Source organism: Streptococcus sp. CL6.35 (assembly GCF_049737915.1).
Lineage (GTDB): Bacteria > Bacillota > Bacilli > Lactobacillales > Streptococcaceae > Streptococcus.
On record NZ_JBKOTU010000002.1, the window covers coordinates 384586 to 405850 of the forward strand.

Consider the following 21265-nt stretch of genomic DNA (forward strand, 5'->3'; position numbering starts at 1 on the left):
TAACATCACTCTATTATACCATAAAATATAAAGAAAGGTGTAAAAATGACTAGAGCTTTAATTATGGGCTATTCTAGCTTTGATTTGGGTGTCTTTAACGAAAAAGATATCAGGTTAAAAATTATAAAGAAAGCGATTAGAAGAGATTTAGAAAACTTAGCAGAAGAGGGGCTTAAATGGCTGGTCTTTACTGGGAGCTTGGGATTTGAATCCTGGGTTCTTGATGTCGCAAATGAAATGAAAGATGAGTATGATTTCAGCCTAGCGACTATTTTTGATTTTGAAACGCACGGGGAAAATTGGAATGAAGCGAATCAGCTTAAACTTAGCCAATTCAAGCAAGTAGATTTTGTTAAATATGCCTATCCCAAGTATGAAAACAAGGGGCAACTACGTGATTACCAACGATTTTTACTGGAAAATACTGATTTAGCCTATTTTTTCTATGACCCAGAAAATGAGACCAAATTAAAATTTATGGACAAGCTGATGACAAATCAGGAAGGCTATCGTATAAAAAGGCTAACCTTTGAAGACTTAAATGAGCTGGTAGAAAATTTTTCTGAAAAGTAAGCCTTTGACCTTGATTTTTGTTTGCCTTTTTTTATATAATAATACTATTAGAAATTGAGAATGGAGAGAGAGATGGCAGGTATTATTTTTTCAGCAAAAGATATTTTTGAGCAAGAGTTTGGACGTGAAGTTCGTGGGTATAGTAAGGTTGAAGTTGATGAATTTTTGGACGATGTCATCAAGGACTATGAAACTTATGCTGCCCTAGTCAAGTCTCTCCGCCAAGAAATTGCTGAGTTGAAAGAAGAATTAGCTCGTAAACCGAAATCCTCACCAGTTCAATCAGAGCCTATTGAAGTGGCGACTACAAGTTCTATGACGAATTTTGATATTTTGAAACGCTTGAATCGTCTCGAAAAAGAAGTATTTGGTAAACAAATTTTGGATAACTCTGATTTATAAGAGCTTATTTGAAAAATGCAATTTTTGGATAATCGCATGAAGAGAATTTCTTTTCATGAGGAAAGTCCATGCTAGCACAGGCTGTGATGCCTGTAGTGTTTGTGCTAGGCGAAACCATAAGCCTAGGGACGAGAAATCGTTACGGCAGTTGAAATGGCTAAGTCTTTGGATAGGTCAGAGTAGGCTTGAAAGTGCCACAGTGACGAAGTCTTTCTGGAAACGGAGAGAGTGGAACGCGGTAAACCCCTCAAGCTAGCAACCCAAATTTTGGTCGGGGCATGGAGTGCACGGAAACGAACGTAGTACTCTGACTGCTATCAGCTCTATGCTGTTAGTGGTAGACAGATGATTATCGAAGGAAGTGGTCCTAGTCACTTCTGGAACAAAACATGGCTTATAGAAAATTGCATATAGGTTGGGGCTGAGAAAACTTTCTCAACCTCATTTTTTAAAGTGGACATATAGAAAGGTCTTGCAAGACTGTAACATGAAAAAAGAATTTAATTTAATTGCAACTGTGGCAGCAGGTCTTGAAGCTGTTGTGGGACGAGAAGTGCGAGAGTTGGGCTACGATTGTCAAGTTGAAAATGGTCGTGTTCGTTTTCAAGGAGACATGAGAGCTATTATCGAGACCAACCTCTGGCTTCGGGCGGCAGACCGTATCAAGATCATCGTAGGAACTTTTCCTGCTAAGACTTTTGAGGAGTTGTTTCAGGGAGTTTTCGCCCTAGATTGGGAAAATTATTTACCACTCGGAGCTCGATTCCCGATTTCAAAAGCCAAATGTGTTAAATCTAAGCTTCACAATGAACCCAGTGTACAGGCAATTTCAAAAAAGGCTGTTGTTAAGAAATTGCAGAAACACTATGCCCGTCCAGAAGGCGTTCCTCTGATGGAGAATGGTCCTGAGTTCAAGCTTGAGGTCTCTATTCTCAAAGACATAGCAACGGTCATGATTGATACGACAGGATCCAGTCTCTTTAAACGTGGCTATCGTACAGAAAAAGGTGGGGCTCCTATCAAGGAAAATATGGCAGCAGCTATTTTGCAACTTTCTAACTGGTATCCAGACAAGCCCTTGATTGATCCAACCTGTGGTTCAGGAACTTTCTGTATCGAGGCAGTTATGATTGCCAGAAAGATGGCTCCAGGGCTTCGTCGCTCCTTTGCTTTTGAGGAATGGAACTGGATTAGCGATCGTTTGATCCAAGAAGTACGCACTGAAGCAGCTAAGAAAGTGGATCGTGAACTGGAACTGGATATCATGGGTTGTGATATCGATGCACGTATGGTGGAAATTGCTAAGGCTAATGCTCAGGCAGCAGGGGTTGCAGGAGATATTACCTTTAAGCAGATGCGCGTGCAGGATTTACGTTCTGATAAAATCAATGGAGTGATTATCTCTAACCCACCTTATGGTGAACGCTTGTCAGATGATGCAGGAGTTACCAAGCTTTATGCTGAAATGGGTCAAGTATTTGCACCGCTGAAAACGTGGAGCAAGTTTATCCTAACTAGTGATGAAGCCTTTGAGACCAAATACGGTAGTCAGGCAGATAAGAAACGTAAGTTGTACAACGGAACCTTGAAAGTGGATCTGTATCAATATTTTGGTCAGCGTGTTAAACGCCAAGAGGTAAAATAGAAAGGTTATACTCATGAGTAAGAAAAGACGGAATCGTCATAAAAAAGAAAACCAAGAACCGCGATTTGATTTTGATGAAGCAAAAGAGTTAACAGTTGGTCAAGCTATTCGTAAAAATGAAGAAGTGGAAGCAGGGGTATTACCTGGAGATTCTATCTTAGACAAGTATGTGAAGCAACATAAAGATGAAATTGAGGCAGATAAGTTTGAAACACGTCAGTTTAGCAAGGATGATTTAGTTGAAAAAGAAGAGGTAGAGGAGACTCAGACTCTGGATAATTTGCTTCAAGAGCTTCGTGAGGAAACAGGAGTAACTTCTACAGCTCCAGAAGATGAGTTGAGTCAGTTCGATGATTTAGAATTCACACGCGATTCAGAAGTTCCCCCTGTCGAAGAATTTGAGACGGAAGAAGTACAATTGTTTGAAGGAGAAGAGGTTCCAATACTTTCTCGAGTTACGGATAGTGAAGATGGAGAAAGTAAGAAGAAATGGGTGCTTTACGGGATCCTAGCAGTGCTAGTGGTTCTTATCCTTGGAACTGCTTATTATGTTTACCGTCAAGTGAATCGCTCAACACAGGAAATCCAAACTTCTCAATCATCGTCTAGTGAGCAGAATATTCAGCCGATTTTAGAAGATTTCAATAGCCAATACGATGCCTTCTACACAGATAGCAATAAAACGGCTTTGAAAAATAGCCAGTTTGATAAACTGAGCCAACTTAAAACTTTGCTTGATAAGCTAGAAGGTAGTCGCGAACATACCCTTGCCAAATCGAAGTATGATAGTCTAGCAACGCAAATCAAGGCCATTCAAGATGTCAATGCACAATTTGAAAAACCGGCTATTGTGGATGGTGTTCTGGATACCAATGCAAAAGCTAAATCTGATGCTAAATTTACAGATATTAAAACTGGAAATACGGAGCTAGATAAATTGCTAGATAAGGCCATTAGTCTAGGTAAGAGCCAGCAAACAAGTGCTTCCAGCTCAAGTTCAAGTCAAACTAGCAACTCAAGCTCTAGTCAAGCAAATGAAAATACTGCTAGTGAGACAAGCCCAAGTAGTTCAAATACGACCTCAACGGAGACTAGAAGTTCTCGTAGTGAAGTCAATATGGGCGTATCAAGTGCGGGAGTTGCTGTTCAAAGAAGTGCCAGTCGTGTTTCTTATAATCAGTCTGCTATTGATGATAGTAACAACTCTGCTTGGGATTTCGCGGATGGCGTTTTGGAACAAATTCTAGCAACTTCACGTTCACGTGGTTATATCACTGGAAATCAATACATCCTCGAACGTGTCAATATCGTTAATGGAAATGGTTATTACAACCTCTACAAGCCAGACGGAACCTATCTCTTTACTCTTAACTGTAAGACAGGATACTTTGTTGGAAATGGTTCTGGACATGCGAATGACTTGGACTACTAAGCAGTCGTTACAAAATTCTTTCTTTTCAAAAGTAAAAATGATAAAATAAAACAAATTAAACAAGAGGAGTGTCAAATGACAAAAGCTAACTTTGGTGTCGTTGGTATGGCCGTAATGGGCCGTAACCTTGCCCTTAATATTGAATCTCGTGGTTACACAGTTGCTATCTACAATCGTAGTAAAGAAAAAACTGAAGATGTAATTGCTTGCCATCCTGAAAAGAACTTTGTACCAAGCTATGATGTTGAAAGTTTTGTAAACTCAATCGAAAAACCTCGTCGTATCATGCTGATGGTTCAAGCTGGACCTGGTACAGATGCTACTATCCAAGCCCTTCTTCCACACCTTGATAAGGGTGACATCTTGATCGACGGAGGAAACACTTTCTACAAAGATACTATCCGTCGTAATGAAGAATTGGCAAACTCAGGTATCAACTTTATCGGTACTGGGGTTTCTGGTGGTGAAAAAGGTGCCCTTGAAGGTCCTTCTATCATGCCAGGTGGACAAAAAGAAGCCTACGAATTGGTTGCTGACGTTCTTGAAGAAATCTCAGCTAAAGCACCAGAAGATGGCAAACCATGTGTGACTTACATCGGTCCTGATGGGGCTGGTCACTATGTGAAAATGGTTCACAACGGTATCGAGTATGGGGATATGCAATTGATCGCAGAAAGCTATGACTTGATGCAACACTTGCTAGGCCTTTCTGCAGAAGACATGGCTGAAATCTTTACTGAGTGGAACAAGGGCGAATTGGACAGCTACTTGATCGAAATCACAGCTGATATCTTGAGCCGTAAAGACGATGAAGGCCAAGATGGACCAATCGTAGACTACATCCTTGATGCTGCAGGTAACAAGGGAACTGGTAAATGGACTAGTCAATCATCACTTGACCTTGGTGTGCCATTGTCACTCATCACTGAGTCAGTATTTGCACGTTACATTTCAACTTACAAAGAAGAACGTGTACATGCTAGCAAGGTTCTTCCAAAACCAGCTGCCTTCAAATTTGAAGGAGACAAGGCTGAGTTGATTGAAAAGATTCGTCAAGCCCTTTACTTCTCAAAAATCATTTCATACGCACAAGGTTTTGCGCAATTGCGTGTAGCTTCTAAAGAAAACAACTGGAATTTGCCATTTGCAGATATCGCATCTATCTGGCGTGATGGCTGTATCATCCGTTCTCGTTTCTTGCAAAAGATTACAGATGCTTACAACCGTGATGCAGACCTTGCTAACCTTCTTTTGGATGAGTACTTCTTGGATGTTACTGCTAAGTACCAACAAGCAGTGCGTGATATCGTAGCTCTTGCTGTTCAAGCTGGTGTGCCAGTGCCAACTTTCTCAGCAGCGATTACTTACTTTGATAGCTACCGTTCAGCTGACCTTCCAGCTAACTTGATCCAAGCGCAACGTGACTACTTTGGTGCCCACACTTACCAACGTAAAGACAAAGAAGGAACATTCCACTACTCTTGGTATGACGAAAAATAAGTAGGTCTGCCATGGGGAAACGGATTTTATTACTTGAGAAAGAAAGAAATCTAGCTCATTTTTTAAGTTTGGAACTCCAAAAAGAGCAATACCGAGTTGATCAGGTTGAGGAGGGGCAAAAAGTCCTCTCCATGGCTCTTCAGACAGACTATGACTTGATTTTATTGAATGCTCAACTTGGGGATATGACAGCCCAGGATTTTGCAGATAAGCTAAGTCGGACTAAGCCAGCCTCAGTGATTATGGTCTTGGACCATCGCGAAGAATTGCAAGATCAGATTGAGACAATCCAACACTTTGCCGTTTCTTACATCTATAAGCCGGTTATTATTGAGAATCTGGTGGATCGTATTTCAGCGATTTTCCGAGGTCGGGACTTTATCGACCAACACTGTAGTCAGATGAAGGTTCCAACGTCTTACCGCAATCTGCGTATGGATGTAGAACATCATACCGTTTATCGTGGCGAGGAAATGATTGCTCTGACGCGCCGTGAGTATGACCTTTTGGCTACTCTTATGGGGAGCAAGAAAGTTCTGACTCGTGAGCAGTTGTTGGAAAGCGTCTGGAAGTATGAAAGTGCGACCGAAACAAATATCGTGGATGTCTATATCCGTTATCTACGTAGCAAGCTTGATGTAAAAGGTCAAAAAAGCTACATTAAAACCGTGCGTGGTGTCGGTTACACCATGCAAGAATAGAAAAGCAGTTGCAGTTTTGGAACTGCTTTTTATATGAGTTCTTTATATGTTGACATGCGATTTTGTATTTGCTACAATCAGTTATGGAGGATAGGTCTAATGAAAATAATAAAAAAATTGATGCCAATCGCATTAGCAGTCTTTTTCTTCGGTTTGCTAGCAACAAGTATAGTATTGGCGGATGATGCTGATTCAGAAGGCTGGCAATTTGTCCAAGAAAATGGTAGAACCTACTATAAGAAGGGTGAGATCAAAGAAAAGGCCTGGCGAGTGATTGATGGCAAGACCTATTATTTTGATCATGTATCAGGAGAAATGGTTGTCGGCTGGCAATATATCCCGTTTCCATCTAAAGGTAGTACAATTGGTCCTTACCCAAATGGTTTGAGATTAGAATCTATGCCAATGCCACAATGGTACTACTTTGGACAAGATGGTGTCTTACAAGAATTTGTTGGCAAGCAAGTTTTAGAGGCAAAAACTGCTACCAATACCAACAAACATCATGGGGAACAATATGATAGTCCAGCAGAGAAACGAGTCTATTATTTTGAAGATCAGCGTAGCTATCATACTTTAAAAACTGGTTGGGTTCATGATGAGGGACACTGGTATTATTTACAGAAGGATGGTGGCTTCGATGCTCGTATCAACAGTTTAACGGTTGGGGAGCTAGTGCGTGGTTGGACAAATGATAACTCAACTTGGTACTATCTAGATCCAACAACTGCTACAATGCAAACTGGTTGGAAACAACTTGGCAATAAGTGGTACTACCTCCGTTCATCAGGTGCCATGGCAACTGGTTGGTATCAGGAAGGCTCAACTTGGTATTATTTAGACGAGCCAAATGGAGATATGAAAACAGGATGGCAATACTTCGGTAACAAGTGGTACTATCTCCGTTCATCAGGAGCTATGGCAACTGGCTGGTTCCAGGTCGGTAGTAAATGGTACTATGCTTATAGCTCAGGTGCCTTGGCAGTGAATACGACCGTAGATGGCTACTACGTCAACTATAATGGCGAATGGGTTCGGTAAATAATGATAGTATTTTGTAATTTGAGATAAATTTTAAGTAAGAGTGCAGTTTCACGAAGTGATACTGGATAAAAAGTTTTTAAAATCAGAAAGATTTACTTATTTTTAACAAAATTGAGTTCTTGCCCAATTTCACATGACATTTTTTAGAAAAAGTTATATAATAATAAGGTAATGCAATGTCAAGTGTTTTTTTGAAAGCATCATAACAATTACAATTTTAGGCTTATAAATCACCCCTCTTTAAATGCTAAAATATTTAAGGGGGGGGTATTTTTATAAGTAACCATTTGTAAAAAAGAAATGAGGATGAAAATGAACTTTAAGTCAAGAAAATGTGAAGAAAACGGGAAAAAAGTTTTACGCTATTCTATTAGAAAGCATCATTTGGGAGTAGCTAGCGTGGCAGTAGCTTCGGTATTATTTTTTGCAACTGGCGTGACAACTGTTCAAGCGGATGCACCGGCACCACCAGCACCACCGGCACCACCGGCACCACCAGCACCACCAGCACCACCGGCACCACCAGCACCACCAGCACCACCGGCACCACCAGCACCACCAGCACCACCGGCACCACCGGCACCACCAGCACCACCAGCACCACCGGCACCACCGGCTCCTAACTATGCTGGTAAAGTAACACTTATGAGACAGTGGAATGTAGACGCAAATAATCCTGAAATTAGAGAAGATATAGATAAGGAATATAAGACAGGAGAAGATAAGTTAGGAAGACCATTAGTTAACTCTAGTACTGCCAACACTTTCCTTGGTTGGTCTGACAAACCTTCAGTAGATGGGAAAATCGATGAAGCGAACGGAGCTAGACTATTTTCACCAGAAGATACACTAGCAACAGCCTTTCCAAATGGTTTAAAACCAGATTCAAAGTTATATGGTGTTTACACAAGCTTTACTCCGAACGAAGCGCCTGTTCCGACGGATAATCCGATTGTAAGGGGAACGATTCTTCTTAGAGGGTTAGATAGATTCAAAATTAATGCTAACAAGGTTAAAATTGATACGGAAGTTAAAGCTAATGATGTATTACCTAATACTAAGTTAAAAACAGAAACGAATGACGATAAAACTAACACTCGTAGAATAATTGATGAGTATGACCCGAATAATAATGATACTACAAAAGTGAATGAGGTTGTTCTAAAAGCTGAGTTTGAAATGGATAATACTACAGCGATGACTGTATATAGAAACCCTGATGCAAGAGGAAATGGTCCTGTTTTATCAAACACATACAAAAATAATAACTTTAAAATAGATGAGACTAGAAAGACTTACACATATGTAGACTTGAATGTGAATTTAGACAAAGATTTAGTTGTTCCGGAAAAATTATATGCAGAGTTTAACGGCTTCTCATGGAGACCATTATATGCTATAGGAATTAAGGAAGATGGAACGAAGGAAATCTTAAATGTGTATTCAAAAGATGGAACAGCTTTAGGAAATACAAAAGATAGCTTTAATTCATTAGTTAGTAATACAGATCCTAAAGTTACATTTGGTGTTGAAACGAAAAATTACCATAATATAACATTTAGAATGATCCTTAGATCTTTAAACGAAAAAGATAGCAACAGACCAGAAGGTGAACGTAATGAACGTATCGCTGAAAGTGTAGTAAAACCAGATCCAGGGAAGTCTATTGCTGAAACTATTATGCGTAATATGACACTTAAAACTCTTTCATCAACAGAGCTTCATGAATTATTCCCTAATAAGAGTCCAGAAGAAATCAATATGATGGTTATTCGTATTACACAAGAAAAAGCCAAAGCGTTAGCAGATACGAATGGTGAAACAGTTCTAAAAGTAACAGGTTCTGTTGAAGGAAATGTTCGCCCTAGTGCCGGTCGAGTAGGTGGAAGATTTTTTGGTTTTGATTTGTCTAGAAATTTACCTATTGATAATGTAGCAGCTAATGTTTTAGAACTAGGTTATGTTAAGCTAACAGAACCAACCCCATATTATAAGCCAGGAAATGATCCAGAACATAAACCGGGAAATGATCCAGAACATAAGCCAGGAAATGATCCAGAACATAAGCCAGGAAATGATCCAGAACATAAGCCAGGAAATGATCCAGAACATAAGCCAGGAAATAATCCAGGATCAAATCCAAGCCCGGCACCGAGCCCAACTCCTTCAGAGAATTGGAATCAAGGAAGTACTGAAGTGCACAAGCAGGATGAACTACCTCAGACAGGTAGTCAACAAGATGCATGGTTGGTAGCTCTAGGTGGCTTATCTCTCCTAGGTGCTTTGACGGTATTTCCTAAAAAACGAGAAGAATAGGATATGCTAGAAATCGTTTAAATAATAAAATGATGGAAATATATCCCTATAATGAAAGAAGCGATTGTGAATGAAACAATCGCTTTTTTTGTGAAAATATAATAAAATAGATAGGAGAGAAGCAATACTTGTATGAAAAAATGAGACGGCTTTTTCGTCTAGCAAAAGGATAACATGACAAAAAAAGTTGGTGTCGGTCAGGCACATAGTAAGATTATTTTAATAGGGGAGCATGCGGTCGTTTACGGTTATCCGGCCATTTCCCTGCCTCTTTTGGAGGTGGAGGTGACTTGTAAGATAGTTCCTGCTGAAAGTCCTTGGCGTCTCTATGAGGAGGATACCTTGTCCATGGCGGTTTATGCTTCGCTGGAGTATTTGGATATCAAAGAATCCTGCATTCGCTGTGAGATTGACTCGGCTATCCCTGAAAAACGGGGAATGGGTTCGTCAGCTGCTATCAGTATAGCGGCTATTCGTGCGGTTTTTGACTACTATCAGGCAGAACTACCTCATGATGTACTAGAAATCTTGGTCAATCGGGCTGAGATGATTGCCCATATGAATCCAAGTGGTTTGGATGCTAAGACCTGTCTCAGTGACCAGCCTATTCGCTTTATTAAGAACGTAGGATTTACAGAGCTTGAGATGAATCTATCTGCATATTTGGTGATTGCAGATACGGGCGTTTATGGTCATACTCGTGAAGCCATCCAAGTGGTTCAAAGTAAGGGGAAAGATGCCCTACCGTTTTTGCATGCCTTGGGAGAATTGACCCAGTGGGCAGAAGAGGCAATTACACGAAGAGATGCTGAAGGACTGGGACAAATCCTCAGTCAAGCGCATTTACATCTAAAAGAAATTGGTGTTAGTAGCCCTGAGGCAGACCATCTGGTAGAAACGGCTCTTAACCATGGTGCTCTGGGTGCCAAGATGAGCGGTGGTGGGCTAGGAGGCTGTATCATAGCCTTGGCAGACAATTTGACACAAGCACAAGAACTAGCAGAAAGATTAGAAGAGAAAGGAGCTGTTCAGACATGGATAGAGAGCCTGTAACAGTACGTTCTTACGCAAATATTGCTATTATCAAATACTGGGGAAAGAAAAAAGAAAAAGAGATGGTGCCTGCTACTAGCAGTATTTCTCTGACTTTGGAAAATATGTACACAGAGACGACCTTATCGTCTTTACCGACGGATGCGACTTCTGATGCCTTTTATATCAATGGTCAGCTACAAAATGAGGCGGAGCATGCTAAGGTGAGTAAGATTATTGACCGTTATCGTCCAGAAGGTGAAGGCTTTGTCCGTATCGATACCCAAAACAATATGCCTACGGCAGCGGGCCTATCTTCAAGCTCTAGTGGTTTGTCCGCCTTGGTCAAGGCTTGTAATGCTTATTTCAAGCTTGGTTTGGATAGAAGTCAGTTAGCACAGGAGGCTAAGTTTGCCTCAGGATCTTCTTCTCGGAGTTTTTATGGACCGCTAGGTGCCTGGGATAAGGATAGTGGGGAGATTTACCCTGTAGAGACAGACTTGAAATTAGCTATGATTATGTTGGTGCTAGAGGATAAGAAAAAACCAATCTCCAGTCGTGATGGAATGAAACTTTGTGTGGAAACCTCGACGACTTTTGATGACTGGGTACGTCAGTCTGAGAAGGATTATCAGGATATGCTGGTTTATCTCAAGGAAAATGACTTTGCCAAGGTTGGGGAGTTAACGGAGGAAAATGCCCTAGCTATGCACGCTACGACCAAAACAGCATCACCAGCCTTTTCTTATCTGACGGATGCGTCTTATGAAGCCATGGACTTTGTTCGCCAGCTACGTGAGCAAGGAGAGGCTTGTTACTTTACTATGGATGCTGGTCCCAATGTCAAGGTCCTCTGTCAGGAGAAAGACTTGGAGCATTTATCAGAAATCTTCGGTCAACGTTATCGCTTGATTGTGTCAAAAACAAAGGATTTGAGCCAAGATGATTGCTGTTAAAACTTGCGGAAAGCTCTATTGGGCAGGTGAATATGCTGTTTTAGAGCCAGGGCAGTTGGCCTTGATAAAGGCCATTCCCATCTATATGAAGGGCGAGATTGCTTTTTCTGATAGTTACCGTATCTACTCAGATATGTTTGGTTTCGCAGTGGATTTGACGCCGAATCCTGACTACAGCTTGATTCAAGAAACGATTGCTTTAGTGGAAGATTTCCTGATTTATCGAGGTCAAACTTTAAAACCTTTTTCTCTAGAAATCCGAGGAAAAATGGAACGAGAAGGGAAAAAGTTTGGTCTGGGTTCTAGCGGTAGTGTCGTTGTCTTGGTTATCAAGGCTTTACTGGCTCTGTATGATGTTTCTGTTGATCAGGAGCTCTTGTTAAAGTTGGCTAGCGCTGTCTTGCTCAAGCGCGGAGACAATGGTTCTATGGGAGACCTTGCCTGTATTGTGGCAGAGGAATTGGTTCTCTACCAGTCATTTGATCGCCAGAAGGTGGCTGCTTGGTTGGAAGAAGAAAATTTGGCGACTGTTCTGGAGCGTGATTGGGGCTTTTCAATTTCACAAGTGAAACCAACTTTAGAATGTGATTTCCTAGTGGGATGGACCAAGGAAGTGGCTGTATCTAGTGACATGGTCCAGCAAATCAAGCAAAACATCAATCAGAATTTTTTAACTTCCTCAAAAGCAACAGTGGCTGCTTTGGTAGAAGCCTTGGAGCTGGGAAATGCAGAAAAAATTATCGAGCAAGTTGAAGTAGCAAGCAAGCTGTTAGAAGGCTTGAGCGCAGATATTTACACGCCTTCGCTTAGACAGTTGAAGGTAGCTAGTCAAGATTTGCAAGCTGTTGCCAAGAGTAGCGGTGCTGGTGGTGGTGATTGTGGTATTGCCTTGAGTTTTGATGAGCAATCAACTGAAACCATAAAAAACCGTTGGGCCGATCTGGGGATTGAGCTCTTATACCAAGAAAGGATAGGACATGACGACAAATCGTAAGGATGAGCACATCCGCTATGCCCTTGAGCAGAAAAGTTCCTATAATAGCTTTGATGAGGTGGAGTTGATTCATTCTTCTTTGCCTCTTTACGATCTGGATGAAATCAATCTATCGACAGAGTTTGCTGGTCGAAAGTGGGACTTTCCTTTTTATATCAATGCTATGACGGGTGGAAGCGATAAGGGAAGAGAAATCAATCAAAAGCTGGCTCAGGTGGCGGAAGCCTGTGGTATTTTATTTGTAACGGGTTCTTATAGCGCAGCCCTCAAAGATCCAGCAGATGACTCTTTTTCTGTCAAGTCTGATCATCCAAATCTCCTCCTTGGAACCAATATTGGATTGGACAAGCCTGTTGAGTTGGGACTGCAGGCTGTAGAAGAGATGAATCCTCTTCTACTGCAAGTGCATGTCAATGTTATGCAGGAATTGCTCATGCCAGAGGGAGAAAGAGAGTTTCGAAGCTGGCAATCGCATCTAGCAGATTATAGTAAGCAAATCCCCGTTCCTATTGTCCTCAAGGAAGTGGGCTTTGGAATGGATGCCAAGACCATTGAAAGAGCCTATGAATTGGGCGTTCGAACCTTTGACCTGTCAGGTCGTGGTGGCACCAGTTTTGCTTATATCGAAAACCGTCGCAGTGGCCAACGTGACTATCTCAATCAATGGGGTCAGTCCACCATGCAGGCCCTTCTCAATGCCCAAGACTGGAAAGACAAGGTTGAACTCTTGGTCAGTGGAGGCGTTCGGAATCCGCTGGATATGATTAAGTGTTTGGTCTTTGGTGCCAAGGCTGTAGGACTGTCTCGAACAGTTCTGGAATTGGTTGAAACCTACACAGTTGAAGAAGTGATTGGCATTGTTCAAGGCTGGAAAGCAGATCTACGCTTGATCATGTGTGCCCTTAATTGTGCTACCATAGTAGATCTGCAAAAAGTAGACTATCTTCTTTATGGAAAATTAAAAGAAGCAAAGGATCAGATGAAAAAGGCGTAACCACCGCCTTTTTTCCATCTTCAGACCGAGGTGACTTTTTTGAAGTGTGATAAAATAGAAGGTAGAGGATATGTGTATGAGAAAATTTAAAATCTTTTTATTTATCGAAGCCTGTCTTTTGACGGGAGCTCTGATTTTGATGGTTTCAGAGCATTTTTCACGTTTTCTGCTGATTTTATTCCTCTTTTTGCTTTTGATTCGCTATTACACTGGTAAAGAGGGCAATAATCTTCTTTTAGTGGTGGCAAGCATTCTCTTCTTTTTTATCGTCATGCTCAATCCTTTTGTGATTCTAGCTATTTTTGTTGCGGTCATCTATAGCCTCTTTCTTCTTTATCCGATGATGAATCAGGAAAAAGAGCAGACCAATTTGGTTTTTGAAGAGGTGGTAACGGTTAAGAAGGAGAAAAATCGTTGGTTTGGAAATCTCCATCATTTTTCAAGCTACCAGACTTGCCAGTTTGATGATATCAATCTCTTTCGCCTCATGGGTAAGGATACTATTCATCTGGAGAGGGTTATCCTAACCAATCATGACAATGTCATTATCCTCAGAAAGATGATAGGCACGACCAAAATCATTGTGCCTGTAGATGTGGAAGTCAGTCTCAGCGTTAACTGTCTCTATGGTGATTTGACTTTTTTCAACCAGCCCAAGCGAGCCCTTCGTAATGAACACTATCATCAAGAAACAAGAGACTATCTTAAGAGTAACAAGAGTGTCAAGATTTTCTTGACCACTATGATTGGCGATGTTGAGGTGGTTAGAGGATGAAAAAACAAGCTTATGCAATGATTGCTCTCACCTCCATCCTGTTTGTCTTATTTCTGTCCCACAGCTTGCTGGACATCCTTGACTTTGACTGGTCTATTTTCTTACATGATGTCGAAAAAACAGAAAAATTTATCTTTTTGTTGTTGGTATTCAGCATGTCCATGACCTGTCTCTTAGCCCTGTTTTGGAGAGCTATCGAAGAGCTTTCTCTAAGAAAAATGCAGTCTAATCTCAAGCGTTTATTAGCAGGACAAGAAGTGATTCAGCTTGCAGATCCAGATTTGGATGCCAGTTTCAAGTCCTTGTCAGGTAAACTTAATCTTTTGACAGAAACTCTTCAAAAAGCTGAAAATCAGAGTCTTACTCAGGAAGAGGAAATCATCGAGAAAGAACGGAAGCGGATTGCTCGGGATTTGCACGATACGGTCAGTCAGGAGTTGTTTGCGGCCCACATGATTTTATCAGGTGTCAGCCAGCAGGCTTTGAAACTGAATAGAGAAAAGATGCAGACCCAGTTGCAGAGTGTCACAGCTATTTTAGAAACCGCCCAGAAGGATTTGCGGGTCTTGCTCTTGCATTTGCGACCAGTTGAACTGGAGCAGAAGAGTCTGGTTGAAGGAATCCAAATTCTCTTAAAAGAGCTTGAGGACAAGAGTGATCTCAAGGTCAGTCTCAAGCAAAATGTATCTAAATTGCCTAAGAAAATCGAGGAGCATATCTTCCGTATTCTGCAAGAATTGATCAGCAATACCCTCCGCCATGCCCAGGCCTCTTGTCTGGATGTCTATCTCTATCAGACGGATGTTGAATTGCAACTGAAGGTGGTGGACAATGGGATTGGTTTCCAGTTAGGGAGTTTAGATGACTTGAGTTATGGACTACGCAATATCAAGGAGCGGGTTGAAGATATGGCAGGGACGGTTCAGTTATTGACAGCTCCCAAGCAAGGGCTGGCAGTTGATATTCGTATTCCCCTGCTCGATAAGGAATGATAAAGGAGTAAAGATGAAAATTTTACTAGTAGATGACCACGAAATGGTTCGATTGGGCTTGAAAAGCTACTTTGACCTCCAAGATGATGTAGAAGTTGTGGGTGAGGCTACAAACGGATCTCAAGGCATTGACTTAGCCTTGGAATTGCGTCCAGATGTCATTGTCATGGATATTGTCATGCCTGAGATGAATGGAATTGACGCGACCTTGGCTATCCTCAAAGAATGGCCTGAAGCCAAGATTTTGATTGTGACCTCTTACTTAGACAATGAAAAAATCATGCCTGTCTTAAATGCTGGTGCTAGGGGCTATATGCTCAAGACTTCAAGTGCAGACGAATTACTCCATGCAGTCCGTAAGGTGGCTGCTGGGGAGCTTGCCATTGAGCAAGAGGTCAGCAAGAAGGTCGAATACCACCGCAATCACATAGAACTACATGAGGACTTGACTGCGCGTGAGCGAGATGTGCTTCAACTCATCGCCAAGGGCTACGAAAATCAGCGCATCGCAGACGAACTTTTTATCTCTCTCAAGACGGTCAAGACTCATGTGTCCAATATCCTAGCCAAGCTGGAGGTCAGCGATCGCACCCAGGCAGCAGTTTATGCCTTTCAGCATCACTTGGTGGGGCAGGAAGATTTTTAATTGTTATATAAGAATAATATTGGAGAAATGGCTGAGCTTAGTATCAAAGAAGCGAGCAAGTACCTCTAGCACGATAAAATATTTTTTTCACAATGTTTTATGTTATTTGTTGACATTCATTTTATAGGGGAGTAAAATGAAGCTAAAGATAACTAAAGTAATGTAGTATTTATCAAAGGATATAAAAAATCCAAAAGGAGGTTAGAATCATGTCTCCGTAAATTATCAAAATAAGGTCACTAGAGCGTTAAGGAATTTTGAAGAAAGGATTTTTGTCATGAAAAAATATATTACTTATGCAGCTTTATTACTTACTTCAGGAGCTTTGTTATCAACTACTTATGTAGTTAATGCAGAAACTACAACGTCTACCACTAAAGTGACTACATCACAAACAACTTCACAGTATACAAGCGAGAAAGAAGCAATTGATCAACTTGTTAAAGAAGGTAAAATTAAGGTTGAAGATGCAGAACAAGTTAAGTTGGTAGGATTTTCTCCTAGAGAATTAACGCAAGTAGAAGGCGATCAAGAAAAAATAGCATTTAATCAAAATAGAGATGATAAAGGAACCTGGATGATAACAGATGGTCGCTGGTGGTTCAAATATACTTCAGGTGGGTATGCTAAACATTGGGAATTCTTAGATAAGAAATGGTATTATTTTGATGATCAAGGTTGGATGAAATCAAATGAGTGGATTAACCCAGATGGTAATTGGTACTATCTTTCAAATGACGGTTCCATGCTAACTGATTATAATAGAGTTAATGGGAAACCTTATTTCTTCAGATCTAACGGTGTTTGCGTAGAAAATAAAGGTCAGGCAATTGCTGAGTATGCAGAGACATTTGTAGATAAAATCCCATATGTTGGGGGTTGGGCAGACTTGAATAAGGGTGTAGATTGCTCAGGATTTACACATGCCATATATAAAAACTTTGACATTTACTTAGGAACTGATACTAGATCTCAATTTAAGCAAGGAATTGATGTAACTGGTAATGAAAAACCTGGAGATTTAATTTTCTTTAATAATCTTGAACATGTGGGAATTAATATTGGCGGTAACCAAGTGGTTCACGCAAATTATGTAAGAAAATTTGTAAACATAACTAACAATGAATACATTGGATCTATTGACGGAGCTAGACGAGTTTGGTAACAATAAAATTTAAATGTCATAAATAATTTGTTACTAATTGGAGGAAACGGCTATGAAAAAATCTAAACTACTTACACTTGGTTTGCTTGCAGGTGCTGGCCTACTTTTATCTATCAACCAAGCACAGGCTGCAGATACATGGGTAAAAAATGGTTCTGACTGGAATCTTTCTCAAGATGGCAGTCTAGCTAAAAACAAATGGGTGCAAAATGCTGGCTCTTGGTACCACTTTGACGGTTCTGGTAAAATGCAGACAGGCTGGTACAAGGAAGGCAATACATGGTATTCGCTCGCAGACAGTGGGGCTATGCGTACTGGCTGGTACAAGGAAGGCAATACATGGTACTCACTCGCAAATAGTGGGGCTATGCGTACTGGTTGGTACAAAGAAGGGTCTACTTGGTACTACCTCAAAGGCAGTGGCGCTATGGCAACAGGATGGGCAACTGCAAATGGTCAATGGTCTTACTTTGAAAAATCAGGTGCTATGGTAGCAGATAGAGCTGTTCCAGCAAGCGATGGGGAAAGTTATGTCATTGGTAAGGATGGTTATATGTTAACCAAACTCCCTAGTCAGGTTGAACAAGATCCTTTTGATGATACAGTTATTACAGATATCGTTACTTTGTCTGATGGTTATGACTATCACCTTGTTCATAAGAAAGATGGAGTTGTTATCGAAAAGAATGCCTGGTATATCAAACCTATTGTTGAACGTTTTTCTTATCAAAAGATTGGCGATATAAAACGAAATACTTTAGATGCCATTACTGATAATAAAAAACCAGGGGAAGAAATTGATCCTAAAGCTGTCATAAAGAATTTCCAAAACTTACCAAATAAGTATTACTTTGGAGCAGATGGACGTAAGGTTGCGAATCTACCAGAATTCACTACTCACTTCCCTATTCAAAAAGTTGGGTCTGAACTTTATCTTAAAAACTCAAGTCCAGTTATTAGTCTAGATTCATCTGGATTGACAATTAATGACAATAAACTTTATCTAAGAGGTGCCAATGATGATAATGGTAAACTTGTAACTGGATATTTTACAATGTTTATGGACGGATTATTATCTAAAGATCACCATATTTTGGGCTATGCAGATGAATCTGGTGAAATCGTGAAGATGAAAGTTTTGCCTAATGATTTCCGTGATTATATTGAAAAAGGAATTTCCGGTTTTTATGGAGAAACTGTTAGATATGACAGTTCAACAGGAAATGTTTCTGTTGTGAAATAAACTATCTGACATAGTAAAAAGAAAAAAGCGAACAGTTTTGTTTACTAGGAAGTCATGTTCATTTCACTATAGAACAGGAGGAAATAACTATGAAAAAATCTAAACTATTCACTCTTGGTTTGCTTATAGGTGCTGGTCTGCTTTTATCTATCAACCAAGCACAGGCTGCAGATACTTGGGTTAAAAATGGTGCTGACTGGAATCTTTCTCAAGATGGCAGTCTCGCTAAAAACAAATGGGTACAAAATGCTGGCTCATGGTATCATTTTGACAGCACTGGTAAAATGCAGACAGGCTGGCTCAAAGAAGGCAATACTTGGTATTCACTAGCAGATAGTGGTGCTATGCGCACAGGCTGGTACAAGGAAGGCAATACCTGGTACTCACTCGCAAATAGTGGTGCCATGCGCACTGGCTGGTATAAGGAAGGTAACACCTGGTACTCATTAGCTAATAGTGGCGCTATGCGTACTGGCTGGTACAAAGAAGGCAACACATGGTATTATCTTCATTTTAGTGGTTCTATGATGACAGGTTGGGAGTGCATAAATGGTGATTGGTATTATTTTGAACAATCAGGTGCAATGGCCTCTGATAGAGTTGTAAATTCTAGTGATGGAACAGGCTATATTCTCAGCAAGGATGGACATATGTTCACTTTACAAGATAGCCCTTATAAACATGATGATATTGTTCGTTTAGGCGATGGATATGAATATCTGATTAAAGCAAAATATGATGGGAATAAATTTACTGATGTTATAGTGGCTAAAAACACTTGGTATGTCAAACCTGAGTTCAAGAAGTTTTCCGACAAATATGGGGATCATGTTGCAAATATAACCTTAGCTTTAGTGGATAATAAAGAAAAAGGACAAGAAATTGATCCTAAAGCTGTTATTCGTAATTTCCAAAATCTGCCAGGTCGATATTACTTTGGAGCAGATGGTCGTAGAGTATTACCACTTCCAGAGATGACAACTAGATCAGAAATCAAAAAAGTTGGCAATGATCTTTATCTAGAAGACCCAGGTGTACGACTTAGACTTCCGTCTACTTACTTCACAATCAATAACAATAAACTATACTATTTAGAAAATGAGCAAGGTAAGCTCAAAACAGGTTACTTTGTACTGATTGATGATGGAGCAACCACTACTCACTATCACATTCTAGCCTATGCGGATCAATCCGGTGAGATTCTTAAGATGAAACGCTTGCCATCAGGAGTTAGAGATTATCTTGACAAAGAAATCGATGGTTTCTATGGTCAAAAAATTAAGATTGAATCTCCACACTCAAACGAATATTACAAAGTGGTTGTGGTTAAATAAGAAAAACGAATCGCCTAATGAGGGATGTATGGGCGATTCGTTTTTTAACTGTAATCAGCCACTACTGAATACCTTTTATAAGATTATATTTGAATTCTAAAGAAAATTAAGAAGAAACCATACTTCCAGCAGGATTGAAAAGCGCATTCATTACTTGAAAAAAGTCGCCCATTTATGTTATAATAGACTGTATTTAAAAAATTTTAAGGAGAAATGACAGAATGTCTGTATCATTTGAAAACAAAGAAACAAACCGTGGTGTCTTGACTTTCACTATCTCTCAAGACCAAATCAAACCAGAATTGGATCGTGTCTTCAACTCAGTGAAGAAATCTCTTAATGTTCCAGGTTTCCGTAAAGGTCACCTTCCACGTCCTATCTTCGACAAAAAATTTGGTGAAGAGTCACTTTACCAAGACGTTATGAACGCTCTTTTGCCAAATGCTTATGAAGCAGCTGTAAAAGAAGCTGGTCTTGAAGTGGTTGCTCAACCAAAAATTGACGTAACTTCAATGGAAAAAGGTCAAGACTGGGTTATCACTGCTGAAGTCGTTACAAAACCTGAAGTAAAATTGGGTGACTATAAAAACCTTGAAGTATCAGTAGATGTTGAAAAAGAAGTAACTGACGCTGACGTTGAAGAGCGTATCGAACGCGAACGCAACAACTTGGCTGAATTGGTTATCAAAGAAGCTGCTGCTGAAAACGGCGACACTGTTGTCATCGACTTCGTTGGTTCTATCGATGGTGTTGAATTTGATGGCGGAAAAGGTGAAAACTTCTCACTTGGACTTGGTTCAGGTCAATTCATCCCTGGTTTCGAAGACCAATTGGTAGGTCACTCAGCTGGTGAAACTGTTGATGTTATCGTAACATTCCCAGAAGACTACCAAGCAGAAGACCTTGCAGGTAAAGAAGCTAAATTCGTGACAACTATCCACGAAGTAAAAGCTAAAGAAGTTCCAGCTCTTGACGATGAGCTTGCAAAAGACATCGATGAAGAAGTTGAAACACTTGCTGAATTGAAAGAAAAATACCGCAAGGAATTGGCTGCTGCTAAAGAAGAAGCATACAAAGATGCCGTTGAAGGTGCAGCAATTGATAAAGCTGTAGAAAATGCTGAAATCGTAGAACTTCCAGAAGAAATGATCCACGAAGAAGTTCACCGTTCAGTTAATGAATTCCTTGGAAACTTGCAACGTCAAGGTATCAACCCTGACATGTACTTCCAAATCACTGGAACTACTCAAGAAGACCTTCACAAACAATACGAGGGAGAAGCTGAGTCACGTACGAAGACTAACCTTGTTATCGAAGCAGTTGCGAAAGCTGAAGGATTTGACGCTTCAGAAGAAGAAATCCAAAAAGAAGTTGAGCAATTGGCAACAGACTACAACATGGAAGTGGCTCAAGTACAAAGCTTGCTTTCAGCTGATATGTTGAAACACGATATCACAATCAAAAAAGCTGTTGAATTGATCACAAGCACAGCAACAGTTAAATAATCTTAATAAACAAAAA

General features: G+C 40.4%; 20 protein-coding genes, 1 other RNA gene and 1 pseudogene. 21 read left to right on the plus strand and 1 reads right to left on the minus strand.

What is annotated here, in order from left to right; translation table 11 throughout:
* Positions 1 to 45 precede the first annotated feature (45 nt).
* From ACLNCP_RS04470 to ACLNCP_RS04510, 9 genes and pseudogenes are all read left to right on the plus strand, one after another.
* On the plus strand, positions 46 to 573 hold the full coding sequence (locus tag ACLNCP_RS04470; RefSeq protein ID WP_261022159.1) for a DUF1273 domain-containing protein: 528 nt from the start codon (positions 46 to 48) through the stop codon (positions 571 to 573).
* A gap of 72 nt (positions 574 to 645) precedes the next feature.
* Positions 646 to 975, plus strand: coding sequence for a cell division regulator GpsB (gene gpsB, locus ACLNCP_RS04475; RefSeq protein ID WP_000907308.1), 330 nt, complete (start codon positions 646 to 648; stop codon positions 973 to 975).
* Positions 976 to 995: 20 nt separating this feature from the next.
* Positions 996 to 1377, plus strand: an RNA gene (gene rnpB, locus ACLNCP_RS04480) — RNase P RNA component class B.
* Between the two features lie 85 nt (positions 1378 to 1462).
* Entirely contained in the window at positions 1463 to 2620 is a 1158-nt protein-coding gene (locus tag ACLNCP_RS04485) for a THUMP domain-containing class I SAM-dependent RNA methyltransferase (protein WP_424844088.1), read from the plus strand.
* Between the two features lie 13 nt (positions 2621 to 2633).
* The gene (gene mapZ / locus ACLNCP_RS04490; RefSeq protein WP_424844089.1) at positions 2634 to 4052 is read left to right on the plus strand and encodes a cell division site-positioning protein MapZ; all 1419 of its coding nucleotides are present in this window, start codon (positions 2634 to 2636) and stop codon (positions 4050 to 4052) included.
* Between the two features lie 75 nt (positions 4053 to 4127).
* Complete coding sequence (gene gndA / locus ACLNCP_RS04495) at positions 4128 to 5552, plus strand: NADP-dependent phosphogluconate dehydrogenase (RefSeq protein ID WP_000158778.1); 1425 nt, start codon at positions 4128 to 4130, stop codon at positions 5550 to 5552.
* An 11-nt stretch (positions 5553 to 5563) separates the two neighbouring features.
* Positions 5564 to 6253, plus strand: a complete 690-nt coding sequence (locus tag ACLNCP_RS04500) for a response regulator transcription factor (protein ID WP_424844090.1) — start codon at positions 5564 to 5566, stop codon at positions 6251 to 6253.
* Between the two features lie 99 nt (positions 6254 to 6352).
* Positions 6353 to 7294, plus strand: coding sequence for an N-acetylmuramoyl-L-alanine amidase family protein (locus ACLNCP_RS04505; RefSeq protein WP_424844091.1), 942 nt, complete (start codon positions 6353 to 6355; stop codon positions 7292 to 7294).
* Between the two features lie 315 nt (positions 7295 to 7609).
* Positions 7610 to 7705, plus strand: a pseudogene (locus ACLNCP_RS04510) (YSIRK-type signal peptide-containing protein); the annotation flags it as partial.
* Here ACLNCP_RS04510 and ACLNCP_RS04515 read toward each other — a convergent pair.
* A complete protein-coding gene (locus tag ACLNCP_RS04515; protein ID WP_424844100.1) occupies positions 7692 to 7910 on the minus strand; it encodes a hypothetical protein in 219 nt (72 codons plus the stop codon). The pseudogene ACLNCP_RS04510 and the gene ACLNCP_RS04515 sit on opposite strands and share 14 nt — an antisense overlap.
* A gap of 32 nt (positions 7911 to 7942) precedes the next feature.
* Here ACLNCP_RS04515 and ACLNCP_RS04520 point away from each other — a divergent pair, with 32 nt between their 5' ends.
* The 12 genes from ACLNCP_RS04520 (at position 7943) to tig (ending at position 21249) form a co-directional block, all read left to right on the plus strand.
* Positions 7943 to 9613: an LPXTG cell wall anchor domain-containing protein gene (locus tag ACLNCP_RS04520; protein ID WP_424844099.1), complete on the plus strand. Its 1671-nt coding sequence runs from the start codon at positions 7943 to 7945 to the stop codon at positions 9611 to 9613.
* A 174-nt stretch (positions 9614 to 9787) separates the two neighbouring features.
* Positions 9788 to 10666 carry a mevalonate kinase gene (gene mvk / locus ACLNCP_RS04525; protein WP_261066935.1) on the plus strand — a complete coding sequence of 293 codons (879 nt, stop codon included), beginning with the start codon at positions 9788 to 9790 and terminating at the stop codon, positions 10664 to 10666.
* A complete protein-coding gene (gene mvaD / locus ACLNCP_RS04530; RefSeq protein ID WP_424844092.1) occupies positions 10648 to 11601 on the plus strand; it encodes a diphosphomevalonate decarboxylase in 954 nt (317 codons plus the stop codon). Before mvk ends, mvaD begins: the two co-directional genes overlap by 19 nt.
* Entirely contained in the window at positions 11588 to 12595 is a 1008-nt protein-coding gene (locus ACLNCP_RS04535) for a phosphomevalonate kinase (RefSeq protein WP_424844093.1), read from the plus strand. Before mvaD ends, ACLNCP_RS04535 begins: the two co-directional genes overlap by 14 nt.
* On the plus strand, positions 12579 to 13589 hold the full coding sequence (fni, locus tag ACLNCP_RS04540; RefSeq protein ID WP_424844094.1) for a type 2 isopentenyl-diphosphate Delta-isomerase: 1011 nt from the start codon (positions 12579 to 12581) through the stop codon (positions 13587 to 13589). Before ACLNCP_RS04535 ends, fni begins: the two co-directional genes overlap by 17 nt.
* Before the next feature lie 76 nt (positions 13590 to 13665).
* Positions 13666 to 14364: a cell wall-active antibiotics response protein LiaF gene (gene liaF / locus ACLNCP_RS04545; protein WP_084925921.1), complete on the plus strand. Its 699-nt coding sequence runs from the start codon at positions 13666 to 13668 to the stop codon at positions 14362 to 14364.
* On the plus strand, positions 14361 to 15356 hold the full coding sequence (locus ACLNCP_RS04550; protein WP_424844095.1) for a sensor histidine kinase: 996 nt from the start codon (positions 14361 to 14363) through the stop codon (positions 15354 to 15356). The genes liaF and ACLNCP_RS04550 overlap by 4 nt, the downstream gene beginning before the upstream one ends.
* A gap of 13 nt (positions 15357 to 15369) precedes the next feature.
* The gene (locus ACLNCP_RS04555) at positions 15370 to 16002 is read left to right on the plus strand and encodes a response regulator (protein ID WP_424844096.1); all 633 of its coding nucleotides are present in this window, start codon (positions 15370 to 15372) and stop codon (positions 16000 to 16002) included.
* A gap of 277 nt (positions 16003 to 16279) precedes the next feature.
* Positions 16280 to 17167: a C40 family peptidase gene (locus tag ACLNCP_RS04560; protein ID WP_060627601.1), complete on the plus strand. Its 888-nt coding sequence runs from the start codon at positions 16280 to 16282 to the stop codon at positions 17165 to 17167.
* A gap of 52 nt (positions 17168 to 17219) precedes the next feature.
* Positions 17220 to 18410 carry an N-acetylmuramoyl-L-alanine amidase family protein gene (locus ACLNCP_RS04565; RefSeq protein WP_125393536.1) on the plus strand — a complete coding sequence of 397 codons (1191 nt, stop codon included), beginning with the start codon at positions 17220 to 17222 and terminating at the stop codon, positions 18408 to 18410.
* 89 nt (positions 18411 to 18499) lie between these two features.
* Positions 18500 to 19744 carry an N-acetylmuramoyl-L-alanine amidase family protein gene (locus ACLNCP_RS04570; protein WP_060627605.1) on the plus strand — a complete coding sequence of 415 codons (1245 nt, stop codon included), beginning with the start codon at positions 18500 to 18502 and terminating at the stop codon, positions 19742 to 19744.
* Between the two features lie 221 nt (positions 19745 to 19965).
* Positions 19966 to 21249 carry a trigger factor gene (tig, locus tag ACLNCP_RS04575; protein ID WP_042751668.1) on the plus strand — a complete coding sequence of 428 codons (1284 nt, stop codon included), beginning with the start codon at positions 19966 to 19968 and terminating at the stop codon, positions 21247 to 21249.
* The last annotated feature ends 16 nt before the right edge of the window (positions 21250 to 21265 follow it).

Coding starts and splice junctions, on each gene's coding strand:
- tig (WP_042751668.1), top strand. CDS start 19,966: ATGTCTGTATCATTTGAAAACAAAGAAACAAACCGTGGTGTCTTGACT.
- ACLNCP_RS04555 (WP_424844096.1), top strand. CDS start 15,370: ATGAAAATTTTACTAGTAGATGACCACGAAATGGTTCGATTGGGCTTG.
- mapZ (WP_424844089.1), top strand. CDS start 2,634: ATGAGTAAGAAAAGACGGAATCGTCATAAAAAAGAAAACCAAGAACCG.
- ACLNCP_RS04550 (WP_424844095.1), top strand. CDS start 14,361: ATGAAAAAACAAGCTTATGCAATGATTGCTCTCACCTCCATCCTGTTT.
- liaF (WP_084925921.1), top strand. CDS start 13,666: ATGAGAAAATTTAAAATCTTTTTATTTATCGAAGCCTGTCTTTTGACG.
- mvaD (WP_424844092.1), top strand. CDS start 10,648: ATGGATAGAGAGCCTGTAACAGTACGTTCTTACGCAAATATTGCTATT.
- fni (WP_424844094.1), top strand. CDS start 12,579: ATGACGACAAATCGTAAGGATGAGCACATCCGCTATGCCCTTGAGCAG.
- ACLNCP_RS04505 (WP_424844091.1), top strand. CDS start 6,353: ATGAAAATAATAAAAAAATTGATGCCAATCGCATTAGCAGTCTTTTTC.
- gpsB (WP_000907308.1), top strand. CDS start 646: ATGGCAGGTATTATTTTTTCAGCAAAAGATATTTTTGAGCAAGAGTTT.
- gndA (WP_000158778.1), top strand. CDS start 4,128: ATGACAAAAGCTAACTTTGGTGTCGTTGGTATGGCCGTAATGGGCCGT.
- ACLNCP_RS04470 (WP_261022159.1), top strand. CDS start 46: ATGACTAGAGCTTTAATTATGGGCTATTCTAGCTTTGATTTGGGTGTC.
- ACLNCP_RS04485 (WP_424844088.1), top strand. CDS start 1,463: ATGAAAAAAGAATTTAATTTAATTGCAACTGTGGCAGCAGGTCTTGAA.
- ACLNCP_RS04570 (WP_060627605.1), top strand. CDS start 18,500: ATGAAAAAATCTAAACTATTCACTCTTGGTTTGCTTATAGGTGCTGGT.
- ACLNCP_RS04565 (WP_125393536.1), top strand. CDS start 17,220: ATGAAAAAATCTAAACTACTTACACTTGGTTTGCTTGCAGGTGCTGGC.
- ACLNCP_RS04560 (WP_060627601.1), top strand. CDS start 16,280: ATGAAAAAATATATTACTTATGCAGCTTTATTACTTACTTCAGGAGCT.
- ACLNCP_RS04520 (WP_424844099.1), top strand. CDS start 7,943: ATGAGACAGTGGAATGTAGACGCAAATAATCCTGAAATTAGAGAAGAT.
- ACLNCP_RS04500 (WP_424844090.1), top strand. CDS start 5,564: ATGGGGAAACGGATTTTATTACTTGAGAAAGAAAGAAATCTAGCTCAT.
- ACLNCP_RS04535 (WP_424844093.1), top strand. CDS start 11,588: ATGATTGCTGTTAAAACTTGCGGAAAGCTCTATTGGGCAGGTGAATAT.
- mvk (WP_261066935.1), top strand. CDS start 9,788: ATGACAAAAAAAGTTGGTGTCGGTCAGGCACATAGTAAGATTATTTTA.